General features: G+C 66.1%; 22 protein-coding genes and 1 other RNA gene. 7 read left to right on the top strand and 16 right to left on the bottom strand.

Features of this window, described 5'->3' with window-relative positions:
* Positions 1-129 precede the first annotated feature (129 nt).
* Positions 130-512: RNase P RNA component class A (gene rnpB, locus ASF14_RS09740), an RNA gene on the top strand.
* A gap of 55 nt (positions 513-567) precedes the next feature.
* On the top strand, positions 568-2,550 hold the full coding sequence (locus tag ASF14_RS08110) for an energy transducer TonB (protein ID WP_082442147.1): 1,983 nt from the start codon (positions 568-570) through the stop codon (positions 2,548-2,550).
* A 261-nt stretch (positions 2,551-2,811) separates the two neighbouring features.
* Here the strand turns inward: ASF14_RS08110 and ASF14_RS08105 are convergent, their stop codons facing one another.
* Both ASF14_RS08105 and ASF14_RS08100 read right to left on the bottom strand, forming a co-directional pair.
* Positions 2,812-3,450 (bottom strand): carbonic anhydrase, encoded by a 639-nt coding sequence (locus ASF14_RS08105; protein WP_056433960.1) that lies wholly within the window; start codon positions 3,448-3,450, stop codon positions 2,812-2,814.
* Entirely contained in the window at positions 3,447-5,027 is a 1,581-nt protein-coding gene (locus ASF14_RS08100; protein WP_082442146.1) for a SulP family inorganic anion transporter, read from the bottom strand. Before ASF14_RS08100 ends, ASF14_RS08105 begins: the two co-directional genes overlap by 4 nt.
* 185 nt (positions 5,028-5,212) lie before the next feature.
* On the opposite strand from ASF14_RS08100, the gene ASF14_RS08095 reads away from it, so the two are divergent.
* Complete coding sequence (locus ASF14_RS08095; RefSeq protein ID WP_056434533.1) at positions 5,213-5,752, top strand: J domain-containing protein; 540 nt, start codon at positions 5,213-5,215, stop codon at positions 5,750-5,752.
* Complete coding sequence (locus tag ASF14_RS08090; RefSeq protein ID WP_056433954.1) at positions 5,749-6,042, top strand: hypothetical protein; 294 nt, start codon at positions 5,749-5,751, stop codon at positions 6,040-6,042. Before ASF14_RS08095 ends, ASF14_RS08090 begins: the two co-directional genes overlap by 4 nt.
* Positions 6,043-6,329: 287 nt before the next feature.
* On the opposite strand, the gene ASF14_RS08085 is transcribed toward ASF14_RS08090, so the two are convergent.
* Genes ASF14_RS08085 through ASF14_RS21840 form a run of 10 tightly spaced genes read right to left on the bottom strand, consistent with a single transcriptional unit; the run spans position 6,330 to position 10,178 of the window.
* Entirely contained in the window at positions 6,330-6,731 is a 402-nt protein-coding gene (locus ASF14_RS08085; RefSeq protein WP_056433951.1) for a SufE family protein, read from the bottom strand.
* A gap of 55 nt (positions 6,732-6,786) precedes the next feature.
* On the bottom strand, positions 6,787-7,455 hold the full coding sequence (locus ASF14_RS08080; RefSeq protein WP_056433948.1) for a hypothetical protein: 669 nt from the start codon (positions 7,453-7,455) through the stop codon (positions 6,787-6,789).
* Positions 7,456-7,457: 2 nt separating this feature from the next.
* Positions 7,458-7,697, bottom strand: coding sequence for a hypothetical protein (locus ASF14_RS08075; protein WP_042483743.1), 240 nt, complete (start codon positions 7,695-7,697; stop codon positions 7,458-7,460).
* A 32-nt stretch (positions 7,698-7,729) separates the two neighbouring features.
* Positions 7,730-7,969, bottom strand: a complete 240-nt coding sequence (locus tag ASF14_RS08070) for a hypothetical protein (protein ID WP_056434531.1) — start codon at positions 7,967-7,969, stop codon at positions 7,730-7,732.
* A gap of 46 nt (positions 7,970-8,015) precedes the next feature.
* Positions 8,016-8,306 (bottom strand): hypothetical protein, encoded by a 291-nt coding sequence (locus tag ASF14_RS08065; protein ID WP_056433945.1) that lies wholly within the window; start codon positions 8,304-8,306, stop codon positions 8,016-8,018.
* Between the two features lie 9 nt (positions 8,307-8,315).
* Entirely contained in the window at positions 8,316-8,612 is a 297-nt protein-coding gene (locus ASF14_RS08060) for a hypothetical protein (protein WP_056433942.1), read from the bottom strand.
* Between the two features lie 42 nt (positions 8,613-8,654).
* Positions 8,655-9,038, bottom strand: coding sequence for an envelope stress response membrane protein PspC (gene pspC, locus ASF14_RS08055; RefSeq protein WP_056433939.1), 384 nt, complete (start codon positions 9,036-9,038; stop codon positions 8,655-8,657).
* A gap of 1 nt (position 9,039) precedes the next feature.
* Positions 9,040-9,330, bottom strand: coding sequence for an envelope stress response membrane protein PspB (gene pspB, locus ASF14_RS08050; RefSeq protein ID WP_056433936.1), 291 nt, complete (start codon positions 9,328-9,330; stop codon positions 9,040-9,042).
* A 1-nt stretch (position 9,331) separates the two neighbouring features.
* Complete coding sequence (gene pspA, locus ASF14_RS08045; protein WP_056433933.1) at positions 9,332-10,000, bottom strand: phage shock protein PspA; 669 nt, start codon at positions 9,998-10,000, stop codon at positions 9,332-9,334.
* A 31-nt stretch (positions 10,001-10,031) separates the two neighbouring features.
* Complete coding sequence (locus tag ASF14_RS21840) at positions 10,032-10,178, bottom strand: hypothetical protein (RefSeq protein ID WP_168371510.1); 147 nt, start codon at positions 10,176-10,178, stop codon at positions 10,032-10,034.
* Between the two features lie 176 nt (positions 10,179-10,354).
* Here ASF14_RS21840 and pspF point away from each other — a divergent pair, with 176 nt between their 5' ends.
* Together pspF and ASF14_RS08035 are read left to right on the top strand one after the other, a co-directional pair.
* A complete protein-coding gene (gene pspF / locus ASF14_RS08040; RefSeq protein WP_056433931.1) occupies positions 10,355-11,401 on the top strand; it encodes a phage shock protein operon transcriptional activator in 1,047 nt (348 codons plus the stop codon).
* 66 nt (positions 11,402-11,467) lie between these two features.
* Positions 11,468-12,079 (top strand): superoxide dismutase, encoded by a 612-nt coding sequence (locus ASF14_RS08035; protein ID WP_056433929.1) that lies wholly within the window; start codon positions 11,468-11,470, stop codon positions 12,077-12,079.
* A gap of 99 nt (positions 12,080-12,178) precedes the next feature.
* On the opposite strand, the gene ASF14_RS08030 is transcribed toward ASF14_RS08035, so the two are convergent.
* The 3 genes from ASF14_RS08030 to mtaB are packed head-to-tail and all read right to left on the bottom strand — an operon-like array spanning position 12,179 to position 14,966.
* A complete protein-coding gene (locus ASF14_RS08030; protein ID WP_056433927.1) occupies positions 12,179-12,793 on the bottom strand; it encodes a septation protein A in 615 nt (204 codons plus the stop codon).
* Positions 12,790-13,725, bottom strand: coding sequence for a signal recognition particle-docking protein FtsY (ftsY, locus tag ASF14_RS08025; RefSeq protein WP_056433924.1), 936 nt, complete (start codon positions 13,723-13,725; stop codon positions 12,790-12,792). Before ftsY ends, ASF14_RS08030 begins: the two co-directional genes overlap by 4 nt.
* Positions 13,722-14,966, bottom strand: coding sequence for a tRNA (N(6)-L-threonylcarbamoyladenosine(37)-C(2))-methylthiotransferase MtaB (mtaB, locus tag ASF14_RS08020; RefSeq protein ID WP_056433921.1), 1,245 nt, complete (start codon positions 14,964-14,966; stop codon positions 13,722-13,724). The genes ftsY and mtaB overlap by 4 nt, the downstream gene beginning before the upstream one ends.
* Here mtaB and ASF14_RS08015 point away from each other — a divergent pair.
* On the top strand, positions 14,965-15,540 hold the full coding sequence (locus ASF14_RS08015; RefSeq protein ID WP_056433918.1) for a DUF924 family protein: 576 nt from the start codon (positions 14,965-14,967) through the stop codon (positions 15,538-15,540). The two genes, mtaB and ASF14_RS08015, sit on opposite strands and share 2 nt — an antisense overlap.
* Here the strand turns inward: ASF14_RS08015 and ASF14_RS08010 are convergent.
* Positions 15,515-17,056, bottom strand: a complete 1,542-nt coding sequence (locus tag ASF14_RS08010) for a putative bifunctional diguanylate cyclase/phosphodiesterase (protein WP_082442144.1) — start codon at positions 17,054-17,056, stop codon at positions 15,515-15,517. The genes ASF14_RS08015 and ASF14_RS08010 overlap by 26 nt on opposite strands.
* Positions 17,057-17,082 lie beyond the last annotated feature (26 nt).

Raw genomic sequence — 17,082 nt, 5'->3', positions numbered from 1 at the left:
CCCGAACGGGGCGGGGAAATGGGGCTGATCCCCAACCTCCGTTCCGCCTGAGCGAAGTCGAAGGCCACGCCGCGACCTTAACCACAAACCCCTTGCCCTCCCGCCCATTCCCGCTACACGCACCCCCAGTCAGAGGGCCGGGCGGCCGCGGCCTCGGGTAACCGGGGGCGAGGAAAGTCCGGGCTCCACGGAATAACGGTGCCGGGTAACGCCCGGCGGGGGCGACCCCAGGGACAGTGCCACAGAGAGCAGACGGCCACGGCTTCGGCCAGGTCAGGGTGAAAGGGTGCGGTAAAAGCGCACCGCGGGTCCGGTAACGGAAACGGCATGGCAAACCCCACCGGGAGCAAGACCGAATAGGGATGGCATGGCGCCGCAAGGCGTCGGGGCGCGTTCCCGCCCGCTATCCGGGTTGGTTGCTTGAGGCGATGTGCAAGCATCGTCCTAGAAGAATGGTCGCCCATCCGGCTTCGGCCGGTGGACAGAACCCGGCTTACAGGCCCTCTGGCTTTCGCCCGCGAATTCGGGCAGCGTCCCGCGAAACTCGGCTTGGGAGGGCGCGGGGACATGAAGACTAGCACGAATTTCGTAACGGCCACGTTGGCGGGACTGATCGTCGCGACGGGCGCCGCGGCCATGGCGCAGCAGGCGGCTCCGGCTCCGGCCCAGACCATGCAACAGCAATATGACGCCGCGACCGCCCTGGACGCGGGTCAGGACCCGGCGGCGGCGCTGGCCGCCTGGAACCGCATCGTCGCGCAGGTCAAGCCGGGCAGCCGGACCTGGGCGATCGCGATGATCCGCAAGGGCGGCGCGCAATTCCGGCTGGGGCAGATCGACGACGCGGCGGCGGCGATTCGCGCCGGTCTGGCCGTGCTGCCCGCCAAGGACCCCTCGCTGGCCGAGGACCGGTTCGCCGCACACATGAAGCTGGGCGGCATCGCGACCGCATCGCTCGACTATGCCGATGCCACGGCCGAGTATCGCAAGGCGGCGGCGGAGTCCCCCGACGATATCGGGCGGATGGCCGCGCTGCTGGCGACCGTACGCACCCAGACCTTCACCGATCCGGGCGAGGCCCAGGCCACGCTTGCCCAGGCCGATGCGCTGGCGCCGAAGCTCACGCTCAGCAAGGGCGACCAGGCCGCGCTGGAGCAGGCACGTCTGCGTCTGGCGATGAATACCGGGCGGCTGGACGAAGCCAACAGGATGGCGCCCAGGATCGTGACGCTGCTGGGTGGCATGACGCTGAACAAGGTCGACCTCCGCGACGTCGCCGCCCGTTCGGATGCTGCCATCGCCGCGCTGCTGACCCATCACGAGGACAGCGCCCGCGAATATATGGCCTATACGGGCGCGGGTCGCTCGACCAAGGGCAGCTTCAGGGCCGCCAGCATGATGGCCCCGCCCGAATGCGGTGGCGAGACCGACCTGAAGCCCGAAGACGTCGCCGTGATCCAGTTCAGCGTCGGTGACGACGGAACGGTGTTCGGCGTCGAGCCCATCTATTCCTCCGGCGGCGGTGCCGAGGGGCTGGCCTTTGCCCGTGCGGTACGCGACTGGGTGTGGTCGCCCGAGGAGTTGAAGGAATTGCCGCCCTTCTTCCGGTACAATGTCCGGTTGGAAATGCGCTGTTCGACTGCCTATAGCCGTCCCGCGATCGGCGATGCGGTCAATGCCAGCTTTGCCGAATGGCTGGAGAAGAAGGGCGTGGCGGCCCCGGCAAAGTCCGGTGCGGTCGGTGCCGATGCGCTGACCCGACAGCGCGCCGTGCTCGCCGCGGCCGAGGCCAAGGGGCAGGCGCCCGCCATCCTGGCCGCCGCCGCGCAGATGCTCGAAAATCCGACCCTGGGCAGCGATGACCGCGCCGCCCTGATCGCGAAGGCCCAGCCGCTGGCCGCCGCATCGGACATGCCCGCCATCGCGCAACTGGTCTTTGCCATTCCGGCGCAGGAGGGGCGCAACCGCGACTGGCGCGGGGCAGGGCGTTATGCCGCCGTCATGAGCCCGCTGCTCGCGCAAAAGCCCTTTGCCGACGACCCGCAGGCACGCGCCGCGCTGCGTCTGTGGATCGCGGACCGGACCGGCGAGAAATATGCGGGGCCCTATCTGCAACAGGTCGCCGACGACAAGGGCCTGGACCCGCGCGATCCGCTGCGCGTGGGTGCGCTGATCCGGCTGGCCTCGGCGGCCAAGCGGCAGGGCGACCTGGCCCTGGCGCGCCAGACCTTCGAAAAGAGCGGGCTGGCCGCCTCGCAATGCGCGACGCTGGATGCGATGCCCAAGGTCGTGACCTACCCCGGCAGCAGCGCCTTCCCGCAAGAGGCGCAGCGCTGGGGGTTCGAGGGCTGGGTGCGCAACCAGTTCGATATCAGCGCCGATGGCCGGGTCGCCAATGCCCGGACGCTGGTCAGCTATCCGCCCTTCATCTTCTCGCAGGCGGCCGAGAAGGCCTTCACGACGATGCGTTATGAAAAGACCTATCGCCCCGATGGCGGACTGGGCTGCGGCGCCAGCGTGAGCGGCATCCGGTTCCAGGTGCCGAAGTGATTGGTTCAGCTAGGCTGTTATCGATCGTAATTTCTTCATCCCTCTCCCCTGGACAGGGGAGAGGGTTAGCGGAGCTTGCCAGCCCTGCTGGCTAGCGCAGCTTGGGTGAGGGGTCGAGCGAGCCTTCGGCTCGCGCGCTCTTCGAGCGCTCACCCCTCACCCAGCTCCGACTAAGCCTTTGCTCTCGCAAAGGCCAAGTCTGCGCAACCCTCTCCCCTCTGTGAGGGGCGAGGGGGCATCGAGATGAACATTGATTGGACCCTACACCAATACCTTGTCGGGCCGCGCCAGTGCGTCGAGATCGGTGTCCGCATCGATCTCCAGCAGGGTTTTGATATGCCCGTCGCGCATGTCATAGACCCAGCCGTGAAGCCATAGCTCGCGCTTCTCGGCAAACGCCTTCTGGATCGTGTCGAGCCGGGCGAGGTGGCGCAGCTGCTCCATCACGTTCACCTCGACCAACCGGTTGACCTTCGACGCCTGGTCCGGCTGGGCGTCGATCTCGTCCCGGTGGCGGTGCAGCACGTCGCGGGCATTGCCCAGCCACTGGTCGACCGGCCCCTGCGTGCCGCCCTCCAGCGTCGCCAGCACGCCGCCGCAGCCATGATGGCCGCACAGGATGACGTGGCGGACCTTCAGCACGTCGACCGCATATTGCACGACCGACAACAGGTTCAGGTCATCGTCATGGACGAGATTGGCGATGTTGCGGTGCAGAAACATGCCGCCCGGCGGCGTCATGGTCATCTGCTCGGGCGTCACTCGGCTGTCGGAACAGCCGATCCACAGAAAGTCGGGCTTCTGACCCACCGTCTGCCGCTGAAAGAAGTCGGTCTTCTCCTCGAGGAGTTCGGTGGCCCATGCCATATTGGCGAGCAGGAGCTGCTTATATTCCCTCATGCGTAGCGCACTCCCGTCGATGGGGCATTGATGAGCGGGGCGGTCCGCTCGGCGATGTCGCCGCGCACGATCACGCTGATGCCCCGGAAGTCGGCGCCCTTGATGAAGGCGTTGATGATGTCGACATTGTCCAGGTCGACATAGGAGGTCGAGGACAGGTCGATCAGCAGATTGGCACCGTCCGGCACCTTGGCGAGCGACTTCTGCAATTCGTACTTGTGGATGAAGTACAGGTTGCGCCGCGCCCGGATCAGGCAGTCGCCATCGTCATAGGCATAGGTCAGCGCGGGGCGGAAATTGCGCGCCACGACGAAGACGAAGCCGACGACCAGCCCGACCAGGATGCCGATCAGCAGGTCGGTGCGCAGGATCGCCAGGATGGTGACGATGAAGGGGATGAACTGGCTCCACCCCTGCTTGTACCGCTCGGTGAACAGCTTGGGCTTGCACAGCTTGTAGCCGGTGGCGATCAGCACGGCCGCCAGCGCGGCCAGCGGAATCTGGTTCAGCACGACCGGGATCAGCGCGACCGAGATCAGCAGCCAGGTGGCGTGCAGCATGGTCGACAGCTTGCTCTCCGCGCCCGCATCGACATTGGCCGAAGACCGCACGATCACCGAGGTGACGGGCAGGCCGCCGAGTAGGCCGGAGACGATATTGCCGCCGCCCTGCGCCATCAGCTCCCAATTCTTGTCGGTGGTGCGGCGGCGCGGATCGAGCTCGTCGACCGCCTTGACGCTCAGCAGCGATTCCAGGCTGGCGACGATGGCGAGCGTGATCGCGGTGGTCCATACCGCACCCATGCCGATCGCCGAGAAGTCGGGAAGCTGGAACTGGCCAAGGAACTGCGATGCGCTGCCAGCGACCGGCACGCGGACCAGATGCGCGCCCGCCAGCTGCCAGTCGGGCCGCGTCGCGCCCAGGATCATGTTGCCGACCACGCCGATGACGACGACGACCAGCGGCCCGGGCAGCAGCCGCAGCGGCCCCTGCTTGGGCTTGGCGTAATCCCACCAGAACAGGAAGGCCAGCGAAACAGCGCCGATCAGCACCGCGCCCGGCGCGATATCGTTGCTGACGCTGGTCCACAGGTCGGTAAAGGTGTTGCCGCCCGCCCGGCTGGCATATTCGAAGCTGCCCTCGAAATCGCCGTCATAGCCGATGGCATGGGGGATTTGCTTCAGGATCAGGATCAGGCCGATCGCCGCCAGCATGCCGGTGATGACCGAGGAGGGGACGAACTCGGCCAGCACGCCCGCGCGGGTGAAGGAGAAAGCCAGCTGGAGGATGCCCGCCAGCATCACGGCCAGCAGGAAGACCTGGAAACTGGGCAGCCGCTCGATCGCCTCGAACACGATGACGGTCAAACCGGCGGCGGGGCCCGCGACCGACAAGGGCGATTTGGAGAGGAAGCCGACGACCAGACCGCCCGCGATCCCGGCGATCATGCCCGCAAAGGGCGGGGCGCCCGACGCGACCGCGACACCGAGGCAGAGGGGCAGGGCGACCAGCGCCACCACGATGGAGGCCGGTATGTCCGCTCTTGCGGTGGCCAGGAAGGAACGACTTTGGGCCACGCTGGCTCCTGTCAAAACTGGGCGTCCGCATATGCCCGGTACGGACATGAATATATGATGACGGATAATTCATGACCGAGCGAACCATTGTCGGTCAAGCGATTCAGCGGGCATTTGAAGGCTCTGTCTCGCAAAGCGCGGCGCGGACGCTTGCACCGGCGCGCAAGTCGCTTAAATCGGCCGGCGTGGCGCGTTCTTCTACCCGATCCAACGACTGGGGCTTCCCCCGCTGGCGCAGCTATGGCGCGTCGCGGGAGGCCAAGCCGGTGCGTATCTGTGACCGGCATGGTTGCGACCAACCGGGCAATTGCCCGGCCCCCAAGTCCCCCAACAGCCCCGACCGCTGGTATTTCTGCGAGGCGCATGCGGCCGAGTATAATCGCGGCTGGGACTATTTTCAGGGCCTGAGTGCCGAGGAAGCCGCCGCGCGCGAAGCCTCGGAACGGCAGACGAGCGCAGGCTATGCCCAGTCCAAGCACCAGGCCTGGGCCGGGCCGGGCGACGGCAGCCGATCGCGCGACGAGATGCGCGCGCTGGATGCGCTGGGGCTGGAGCCGGATGCGGAGTTCGACCTGATTCGCGCGACCTGGCGTGGCCTTGCCAAGGCGAACCATCCCGATATCCGCCCCAACGATCCGGAAGCGGCGACCAAGTTCCAGCAGGTGCAGGCGGCCTATGAGGTCCTGCGCGCCGCCGAGGAGCGGCGCAGCTGGAAGCCCGAATGATCCGTCGCGCCAAGGCGGACTGGGAAGCGACGGTTCTGGTTTGCGGCAAATGCTCGAAAAAGGTCGGCGGCGGGTTCGGCCCGAAAGGCAAGACGTCGCTGGCGAAGGCCCTCAAGCGGATTTTCGGCAAGGGGCGCAAGGCGTCGGTCGGGGTGATCGAGACCAAGTGCCTTGGCCTGTGTCCGAAGAATGCGGTGACGCTGGTGGATGGGCGTCGGCCGGGGGAATGGCTGGTGGTGACGCCGGACGAGGATGTCGAGGCGATCGCGGCGCGGTTGGGGCGGGAATGACTTTTTTGGGGGGGGCGGTCTCAGTGAGACCCCTTGGCCCTCCCCCATCCCGGTTTCACGTAAACGATGCCCCGCATCGTTTAGGTCATGCCGGGGGCATGACCGACCTGAAACTCGCCTGCGGGAGGGGAGCGGCTAGAGGCGCGGGCAATTCTCTTTGTCGACCGTCAGGGATGGGGCAGACGTTTTTGAAGTAGGTTCGGGCCAGCCAAGAAGCACGCCCCTCCCGCAAGCGGGAGGGGATGGGGGAGGGCAACGGGGTCTCACCGAGCCCGCACCCAGAAACCTCAATACCGCCCCGCCGTCTCCCGGATCAGCGCGATCATGTTCGGAATCCCCTGCGTCCGGTTCGAACTCAACTGGTTCCGCAAATCGAACGGCGCCAACTCGCCCTCGATATCGGTCGCCAGGATTTCCGCAGGCGTCTTGTCCTGCACCGTCTTCAACACCAAGGCGATGATCCCCTTGGTAATCGCCGCGTTCGAATCCGCCAGAAAGTGCAGCCCTTCCGCATCACCCTTGGTCGGATAGACCCAGACCGAGGCCGAACATCCCCGCACCAGCGTCGCATCGGTCTTCAACGCCTCGGGCATGGGCTCCAGCGTGCGGCCGAGATCGATCAGCAGGCGATAGCGATCGTCGGCGTCGAGAAACTCATATTCGTCGCGGATTTCGGCAAGATCGGACATGGCGCTCGCGCTACCGCGAACGGCGCTTCACGACAACTGTTCAGTCCCTGCGTGCTCAGTCCCGGAGCAGGGCGTTCACCGATCCGCCGTTGCGCGCCAGTTCGGCCGCCACGCGGCGACGCCCCTCATAATAGGCCAGCACCCGCGCATGCGGATCGCGCGCGCGGATCAGCGCCTCGTCCTGCGGGTGGATGCTGGTTTCCCGCGCGACATAATCCGGATAGCCCTCACGCTTCCAGGCGGGAAGGCGAAGGGCTGCCCATTCGCCGATATGGTCGGCGATCAACCGGTGAGTCATTTCGTGCGCGATGGTGCCCGACAGGGTGCGCATGCCGCCCAGCGGTGCGCCGTTCGTCACCCGGTCCGCCGCCACCGAATGGCGGTTGAAGATCAGCGCATGGGCGAAGGGCCGCCGGAACGCGATCGCCCCCCGTGCTCCGATCGACAATATGTCCCAGCGCCAGCCCCCATCGGTCAGCACTAGCTGGCGTGACAGCCCAGGCCGATAGAGCGGACTTGTCGCCAGCAATCCGTCGGCACGGGCGAGCACCTGTCCCATCGCGGCCGTATCGATCGGCTGTTCGGACAGGACCGTCGTCCGCCCGAAATCGGCGCGATAGGGAAAGGCGAGCGCGGCGGGGACATGGAGCACCCCGGCGACGACGACCGCGCCGCCACAGGCGATCCGGGTCGTCCATCGACGAAGGGCCGCAAAACGCGTCATGGTCAGAGATCGACCCCGGCGGCGATAGCTTCGAGCTTGCGGATACGCTCCTTCAGGTCCGCCATCTCGATCCGCGACGCGGCCGAGGCGGCGGGCGGGTAGGGCATGTCGTGGCTGCGTTCGAACTCGCGGTTCTTCAGCTGCAACCAGCCGCGCCAGCCCGCCAGGCCGGCGGTGACGATCATCGCCAGGCCGGCCAGGCCGGCGGTCGCGATCACGATGTAGAGATTGGTGTCGGTCATGATCCGGGCTCCCTGTCCGTATCAATGGTGGCTTAACGGTCGCGCAGCCGCTCGATCTCGCGGTCGAGATCGATGCTCTTGCGTTCGTCGGTGATGACGCGTTCCAGGACCTGGATACGCTCCTTGAGCTGCTGCACCTCGGCACGCAGCGCCTGGGTGTCGCGCGAGGCGTCGCCGCGCAGATGCTCGACCATGTCGAGGCCGGGCGAACGGCGATGCTTGGCCTTGAAGATGCTGGCGACCATGACGATCGCAACGATCAGAACGGTCATGAACTGTCCGCCGGACATAGCGGTAACTCCCCTCTAGATACTTATGTCAGTGTTCGATGCGGACGGGCGTTTCGCCGGGTATGCGCAGGCCGTCGATCTCGTCGCTCAGGGCCAGGCCGCGATCGGTGATGATCCGCTCCAGCACCCGGACCCGCTGTTCGAGCCGTTCGGTCTGGGCGGCATATTGTGCCGCCTTTTCCGCGACCATCGAGGCTTCGGTGGCCAGCTGCTTTTCGCGATACTTGAACCAGGGCCGGACAAAGACGCCGCCGATGATGGCGACCAGGCCGCAGCTGATGCCCATGACGGGGATCAGAAGAGCGATGTTGTTCATCATTCCCCTCCCTCAGCGATCGCGCAGCGCGTCGATTTCGCGCGCGGTCCGCTCGGCGGGGTCGGTGGCGATGCGCTCCAGCACCGCGATCCGCTCTTCCAGTCGAGAGACCTGGCCGACCAGCTTCTGGTTCTCGGCGGTCAGCAGTTCGACCTTGCGGCTCTCTCCAAGGTCGCCCTTGTGAGTCATGCCGCCCCATTCATTTTCCAGGCTATAGCCGTGCTTCGCACGGATCCAGGTGGTGACCACCCACGCGATCATCGAGATCGAGATGATGGCCAGGACGAAACCGGGTCCTCCCGAAGACATAATCCATACTCCCATAGGATAGTTGATATGTGGCCCCGGCGATCAGCGCAGGCTGTCGATCTCGTCGGCGAGCTGGCGATTGCGGCTGGTATAGTGCAGCTCGATATCGGCGAGGCGACGGTCGAGATCGCGGAACTTCGAGCGGACCTCGGCGGTCGAGCGGCGCGGATTGCTGCGCACGCCCTGCCAGAACTTCGCATCCTCGTCCGACTGGTAGAGGCCGATCGGCTTGGCCGTCGCCATCCAGGCGATCAGCATATAGGCGAGCGGGACCCAAGGCATGCCGACCCCGGTCAGGGTGAGCAGGACCGCAGCGACGCGGACCCACATCACATCGACGCCGGTATAGTCGGCGATGCCCGAGCAGACGCCCTTGAACTTGGCATTCTGCTTGTCGAGGTAGAAATTGGTGCGGCTGGCGGTCATCTCAATTCCTCCGATCGAGGCTGTAGTCGGTCTGGCCCAGGCGCGGTTCGGGGCGCCATTCGGACTGAAGACCCGGCTTGAAGTTGGGATTGTCGGCGGCGACGATCCGTTCGACGGTGTTCACCCGGTCCTCCAGGCGGCGCGCGAGCAGGTGAAGCTCGTCGAGCAGCTGCTCGTCCTCATGGGTGATCTTGGGCGCCTGCTTCCACTTCGTCATATAGTGCAGGATCAGCCAGGGCAGCGCGATGAAGATCGTGGTGATCGCGATGCCGGGGGTGATGATATCCTCCATCTCACTCCCCCTTGTTCAGGCGCGCCTTGAGCGCGGCGAGTTCGGCGTCGACCCGGTCCGAGGCGCGCAGTTCGGCGATCTCGTCCTCGAGCGTCTTGGGGTTCGCGCCCAGGCCCAGCGCTTCCGCGCGGCCCTCGGCCTCGTCCACCTTGCGCTCCAGCATGTCGAAGCGGCTGAACGCGTCATGGGTCTTCGGGCCGTTCCACATCTCGCGCAGGCGATAGCGGTTGTTGGCGCTTTCCAGACGGGTCTGGACCGCATTCTGCTTGGTCCGCGCCTCGCGCAGCTTGTTCTGCAGCTTGGCGATGTCCTCTTCCGACGCGCGCAGCGCATCGTCGAGCACCTGGACTTCGGCCTTCAGCTGGTCGGCCATGTCGGCGGCCTTCTGACGCTCGATCAGCGCGGCCTTGGCCAGGTCCTCGCGATCCTTCGACAGCGCCAGCTCGGCCTTTTCGGTCCAGCTGTCCTGAAGCTGGTCCAGCTTCATGATGTGGCGGCGGATTTCCTTCTGGTCGGCGATCGTGCGGGCGGCGGAGGCGCGCACCTCGACAAGCGTTTCCTCCATTTCGAGGATGATCATGCGGATCATCTTCGCGGGGTCTTCCGCCTTGTCCAGCAGGTCGGCGAAATTGGCGGCGACGATGTCGCGGGTGCGGGAGAAAATGCCCATCGGATACTCCTTGATGGCGGCTATTCGGGGATTATGCGGTCGGTGCCTCGATCGCCGCAACCGGGGTCGTGCTGGTGGCGACATGCGCGGGGGCGAGGGCGCCCATCAGGCAGGTGGCGCTCATCACGACGGTGCAGGCGATGGCGGCGATCTGGCGGGTGAAGGTGGTGGCGAACATGGTGGAAACTCCCTGAATTCTTTTGTTTCGGTCCGCTCGTCGGCGGGATGCCAGATGCTTTGCAGGAGGCGTGCCAGTTTCACAAATGGCGGAAATCCAGGGGTTTTTGCAATAGTTGCGGAGAAACAACGATTGCACTCTTGCCAAGCGTTGGGAAAATCCGCCACCTGTTGGGAATGGAGCGAACGAGTCAGGTCATCGGCCAATCGGGGGCCTTTCTGGACGCGCTGGAACGGGCCAGCCGCGCTGCCGCGCTCGACCGTCCCGTGCTGGTCATCGGCGAGCGCGGGACCGGCAAGGAACTGGTCGCCGAGCGCCTCCATCGCCTGAGCGGACGCTGGGACCAGCCTTTGGTGATCATGAACTGCGCCGCATTGCCGGAGACGCTGATCGAGGCCGAGCTGTTCGGCCATGAGGCGGGCGCCTTCACCGGCGCTACCAAGGCGCGGGCGGGGCGGTTCGAGGAGGCGAGCGGGGGCACCCTGTTCCTCGACGAGCTGGGCACGTTGTCGATGGCGGCGCAGGACCGGCTGCTGCGCGCGGTGGAATATGGCGAGGTGACGCGGATCGGCTCGTCACGGCCCCTGCGGGTCGATGTGCGTATCGTGGCGGCGACCAACGAGCATTTGCCCGACAAGGTCGCCGCGCATCAGTTTCGCGCCGATCTGCTCGACCGGCTGTGCTTCGAGGTGGTCACGCTGCCGCCGCTTCGCGCGCGCAAGAGCGATATCATGGTGCTGGCCAATCATTTCGGGCGGCGCATGGCGGCTGAGATCGGCTGGAACGAGTGGCCCGGTTTCGGGGCGGCGGCGACGGATGCACTGATGGAGCATCGTTGGCCCGGCAATGTCCGCGAACTGCGCAACGTGGTCGAGCGTGCCGTCTATCGCTGGGACCGCGAGGGGCCGGTCGATGCGATCGAGATCGATCCGTTCCGCTCGCCCTATCGCCCGCAGGGCCAGTCGCCTGCCGCCGCGCGGAGTGAGCAGGGGAATGCGCCCGCCTCCGCCGAGCCGGTGAGCGACGGCGACGAGGTGGCGGCCTGCGACGTTGGCCCATCCGACTTCAAGTCGCGCGTCGCCCGGTTCGAGCGGGAATTGTTGACCAAGGCCCTGGCCGACAATCGCTTCAACCAGCGGACCACGGCCGAGGCGTTGGGCCTGTCATATGACCAGCTTCGTCATGCGCTTCGTCGTCACGATCTGATCGGAACGGTTGCGTAACCGCGCCGGGGGAGCCATTTGAGGCGCCCGGCGTTGCCACAGGCAAACCCCAAAGGAGCAATCACGATGGCTTTCGAACTGCCGCCCCTTCCGTACGACTATGACACGCTGGAGCCGGTCATCTCCAAGGAGACGATGACCTTCCACCATGACAAGCATCATGCCGCCTACACCAACAAGCTGAACGAGGCGGTGGCAGCCGACACGTCGCTTCAGGGCAAGTCGATCGAGGACATCCTGGCGAACATCTCGTCGGCCCCGGCCGCCGTCCGCAACAATGGCGGCGGTTTCTGGAACCATGACTTCTTCTGGAAGATCATGACCAAGCCCGGCACGACCCAGCCTTCGGGCAAGCTGGCCGAAGCAATCGAGGCGTTCGGCGGTCTCGACAAGTTGAAGGACGAGTTCAACACCAAGGGCGCAGGTCAGTTCGGTTCGGGCTGGGCATGGGTGATCGCGGATGCCGAGGGCAAGCTGAAGGTCACCTCGACCCCGAACCAGGACAACCCCCTGATGGACGTCGTCGCCGACAAGGGCACGCCGATCCTGGGTAACGACGTGTGGGAGCACGCCTATTACCTGACGTACATGAACGACCGTCCGGGCTATCTGAAGGCCTGGTGGGACGTCGTGAACTGGGACGAGGCTGGTCGCCGGTACGAGGCGGCGGTCGCGTAATTCCTACGCCGATCCGTTTCAGATAAGGGAAAGGGCAGCTCCACTGGAGCCGCCCTTTTCTTATTCCTATTCCTCCCCTTGCAGGGGGGGATTTAGGGTTCACTCCACCGGCGGTTCGTCGACCTTCGCGCCTTCCGCATTCAGCCCATGGCGCAACAGCATCGGGATATTCGCGATCGCAAAGGCGATGGTCAGCGGCATCGCGCCCCACAGCTTGAAGCCGACCCAGAAATCCCAGGTCGAATTGCGCCACACCGCTTCGTTCAGCACCGCCATGAAGGCGAAGAAACAGGCCCAGTTGCGCGTCAGCTTGCGCCAGCCCAACTCGGTCAGCCCCGGATAGACATTGCCCAGCACCATCTGGATCAGCGGCCGTCCGGTCGCCAGCCCGAAGAACAGCAGTGCCGAGAACATTGCATAGACGATGGTCGGCTTCATTTTGATGAAGCGCTCGTCGTGGAAATACAGGGTCAGGCCGCCGAACACGACGACCAGCACGCCCGACAGCCACAGCATCGGGGAGATGCGACCGAGCTTCACCTTGCTGACGATCATCGCTACCACGGTCGCGGCCATGAAGACACCGGTTGCGACCAGCACGCGGGTCAGCGGGCCGATCGGCGCCAGGAAATTGACCGCGAAGAACAGGATCAGCGGGCCGTACTCGATGCCCGCCTTCAACCCTGCGCTGGCTTCCTTCTGGGGCGCGCTCATTTGCGGCCCCCTTCGATGCCTGCGATGATCCGGCTGACTTCATTGGCGTCGAAGGGGCGCAGGTCGGTCATGCCCTCGCCGACGCCGATGGCGTGGATGGGCAGGCCGTATTTCTCCGCCGCCGCGACCAGCACGCCGCCGCGCGCGGTGCCGTCCAGCTTGGTCATGACGAGGCCCGTGACGCCCGCCACATCCTTGAACACCTCGATCTGGTTGAGCGCGTTCTGGCCGGTGGTGGCATCCAGCACCAGCAATATGTCATGCGGCGCCTCGGGGTTCAGGCGGCCGAGCACGCGGCGGATCTTGGACAGCTCGTCCATCAGCTCGCGCTTGTTCTGGAGGCGCCCGGCGGTGTCGACGATCAGCACGTCGATGCCGGTCGCAGTCGCCTGCTTCACCGCCTCATAGACGATGCCCGCGGCGTCGCCGCCTTCCTTGCCCGAGACGATCGGCACGCCGACCCGCTCGGCCCAGGTGGCAAGCTGGCCGATGGCGGCGGCGCGGAAGGTGTCGCCCGCCGCCAGCATCACGCCGTAATCCTGCTCCATGAACAGATGCGCCAGCTTGGCGATAGTCGTCGTCTTGCCCGACCCGTTGACACCGATCACCAGGATCACCTGCGGCCGGGGAAAGGCGTCGATCTCCAGCGGGGTGGCGACCTTGGCCAACGCCTTCTCGACTTCCTCGGCGACGACCAGGCGGATGCCCAGATCCTCCATGTTCCGCTCGAAGCTGCCCTCGGCCAGGCGGGTGCGGATATGACCCGCCGTTTCGGGGCCGAGGTCGGAGGCGATCAGCGCTTCCTCGATCTCGTCCAGCGTGCCCTCGTCGAGCCGCGCGGTGCCCAGGCCCGCCAGATTGCCGACCAGCCGGTCCGAGGTGCGACGGAAACCGCCGAGCAGCTTGTCGTGCCAGGAGGAGGAAGAACTCATGCCAATTGTCCGATCAGATGGGTTTCGGTCGCCGCCGTGACCCGAACGCGGGCGATGCTGCCCGGTTCGGCGGCGGGGGAAAAATGAATGTCGGCGAAGTCGGGCGCGTGGCCGCGAGTGCCGGGGCGCTCGACCAGCACGTCGCGGGTCGCACCGATCTGCGTGGCCAGCCAGTCGCGGCGGCGACGCGCGGCGGCATCGCGCAGGCGGGCGGCGCGTTCGCGACGGAGCGGGTGCGGCACCTGCGGCATCCGGGCGGCGGGCGTGCCGTCGCGCGCCGAAAAGGGAAAGATATGGGCGTGGACGATATGGGCATCGTCGATCAGCGCCAGCGTGTCCGCCGCCATCGCCTCATCCTCGGTCGGGAAGCCCGCGATCAGGTCGGCGCCGATCGCGATCTCCGGCCGCGCGGTCAGCAGCCGCTCGACGATGGCGACCGATTGCACGCGGCTGTGTCGGCGCTTCATCCGCTTGAGGATCAGGTCGTTGCCCGCCTGGAGCGACAGGTGGAGATGCGGCATCACCCGTGCCTCGCCCGTCACCAGTTCGAACAAACGGCCGTCGATCTCGATCGAGTCGAGCGACGACAGCCGCAGCCGGGGGAGGGTAGGGACATGGGTCAGGATACGCTCGACCAGCAGGCCCAAACTCGGCTGGCCCGGCAGGTCATGGCCATAGCTGGTCAGGTCGACGCCGGTAAGTACGACCTCCCGATGCCCCAGTTCGACCGCGCGCGCGATGCGATCGATCACCAGCCCGGCGGGCACCGAACGGCTGGGGCCGCGCCCGGTCGGGATGATGCAGAAGGTGCAAGCGTGGTCGCAGCCATTCTGGACCTCGACGAACGCTCGTGCATGGCCCGCAAAGGCCGACACCAGATGCGGCGCGGTCTCGACCACGCGCGACATATCGGTGACCAGCATCGGCTCGGCCGAGGCCCAGCTTTCGGGGCGCAGCTTGTCGACATTGCCCAGCACGCGCGCGACCTCGGGCATGGCGGCGAAGCTGGCCGGATCGATCTGCGCGGCGCATCCCGTCACGACGATCTGGGCGTCTGGCCGCGCCTTGGCCGCGCGGCGGATGGCGACGCGGGTTTGCTTCACTGCTTCGTTGGTCACGGCGCAGCTGTTGACGACGACCAAGTCCTCCCGCCCGGCGGCCAGCGCGCGGATCGTTTCGCTCTCGGCGATGTTGAGGCGGCAGCCCAGACTGATGATCTCGGGCCCGGATGGGGACGACATGGCTGCTGATCTAGGGATGGATGAACGACGTGTCCACGCGGAGGCGCGGGACATAATCGACTTCTGGTTCGCCCTGCCACCCGAAAAGCATTTTGCCAAGGACGACGCGCTCGACCGCGAGATCGCCGAGCGGTTCGGTGTGCTGCGCGATCAGGTGCTGGCGACCGAGGCGATCGGCTGGGGGGACGATCCCGACACGCTGCTGGCGGCGATCCTGCTGCTCGACCAGTTTTCGCGCAACCTGCATCGCGGCTCGGCGCAGGCCTATGCCGCCGATCCGCTGGCGCTGGAACTGTGCCTGGGCGCGATCGATGCGGGATGGGAGGATCGCTATCTCCCTGAGCGGCTGGCCTTTGTCTATATGCCGCTGATGCATGCCGAGTCCCGTGCGATGCAGGATTTGAGCGTTGCGAAATTTACCGAACTGGGACGCGCGGAGAACCTTTCCTTCGCCCGCGATCATCGCGACGTCATCCGGCTTTACGGGCGTTATCCCAGTCGCAATGCGGCGCTGGGTCGGGCCTCGACCGAGGCGGAACGCGACTATCTCAGCCAGCCAGACGCGGGATGGTGAATGAAGAGGGCGAGATGCCCGCGAGCAGCCGCTTTTCCGCCAGCATCTGACGCACCTGCGCCAGATCGAGCGGCGGACCATAGAGTGAGCCCTGTCCGTGCGAGCAGCCGATGTCGCGCAGCCGCATCTCGATATCCAGGTCGCGCACGCCCTTGGCGGCGATCGGCAAGTGCAGACTGTCGCCCAGATGGACGATCGCGGTGACGATGGCGCAGCAATCCGGGTCGGCCGCCATGTTGCGGATGAAGTTCGGATCGATCCGTACCCGGTCGAAGGGCAGGGCACGCAAATGCGCCAGGCTGGAATAACCGCGCCCGAACGCATCGAGCGCCAGGGCGATGCCCTGGTTCTTCAGGCTGATGACGATCGACTGCGCCAGCGCCAGATTGGCGAACAGCGCATTCTCGGTAATCTCGATTTCCAGCCGGTGCGCGGGGAAACCGCACTCGGTCAGCGTCTTGATGACCTTCTGCGCCAGCCAGGCATCCTGGAATTGCGAAGCGGCGAGCGGGATCGACAGGGTGATCGACGGGTCCCAGTCGCGTGCGGTGGCCATCGCCTGCCGCATCAGCGACAAGGAAACCTCGCCCGACAGGCCGCAGGCTTCGGCGACGGGCATGAAGCGTTCGGCGGTCATGGGACCCAGGCTGGGATGATCCCAATAACCCGACACCTCGAACCCGGTCAGGCGCGCGGTGCCCAGATCGACCTGCGCCTCGAACCGGGGCTGGATATCGCCATTCGCCAGGGCGGCGCGCAGGTCGGTGATGATGGCGTTACGCTCGGCCATCGCCTCTTCCATCGCGGGGGCGAACCAGAGCGGCTTGCCGTCGCTGCGCGCCTTGGCGGCGATCAGCGCCAGATCGGCCTGGCGGACCAGCCGGTCGACCGTCGCGGCGCCGTCGTCGATGCGGGTCAGCGCAATGGCGGCGCGCGGCGTCAGTTCCTGATCGACCAGCTTCACCGGCTGGCCGAGTCGCACCGCCAGCCGTTCGGCCAGCCGTTCGATCCGGTCGCGGCCGCGCGGGTCGAAGGGGATGAGGCAGCCGAAGCAATCGCTTTCGAACCGTGCGACGATCGCCTCGGACGGCGCTTCGTCGCGGATGGTCTTCGCAACATGGCGGAGCAGCAGGTCGCCCGCTTCATGGCCCAGCGACCCGGCGATGGCGCGGAAACGATCGATATCGACGAGCATCAGCGCAATGCCGCGCTGGCGGCGCTGCACATTCTCGATCATCGCCTGCCCGACATCGTGGAAATAGCGGCGATTCGTCAGCCCGGTCAGTGGGTCGATCTGCTCGACATCGGGCGAGCGGGCCGAAGACGCGGGAAGGCGCCAATGGACGAGGACGGCAGCGACGGCCGTCGCGGACAGCAAAAGTTTCGCCGGAAGGGTCAGGCCCAGCTGGATCAGGACGATCGCCGCCGCCAGCAACGCGATGCCAATCGCCACCGCCGCGCCCGTAAGGCCCGCAGAAGCAGGGATATTGGCAACAGGCTGGCGCGACCCGGACATGGCATAGCGGTCGCATGTCAGGAGTG

It is taken from the genome of Sphingomonas sp. Leaf257 (assembly GCF_001422185.1).
Taxonomy (GTDB): Bacteria; Pseudomonadota; Alphaproteobacteria; order Sphingomonadales; family Sphingomonadaceae; genus Sphingomonas; species Sphingomonas yabuuchiae.
The sequence above is the reverse complement of the archived record's forward strand: the minus strand, read 5'-3'. Positions and strand labels throughout refer to the sequence as shown.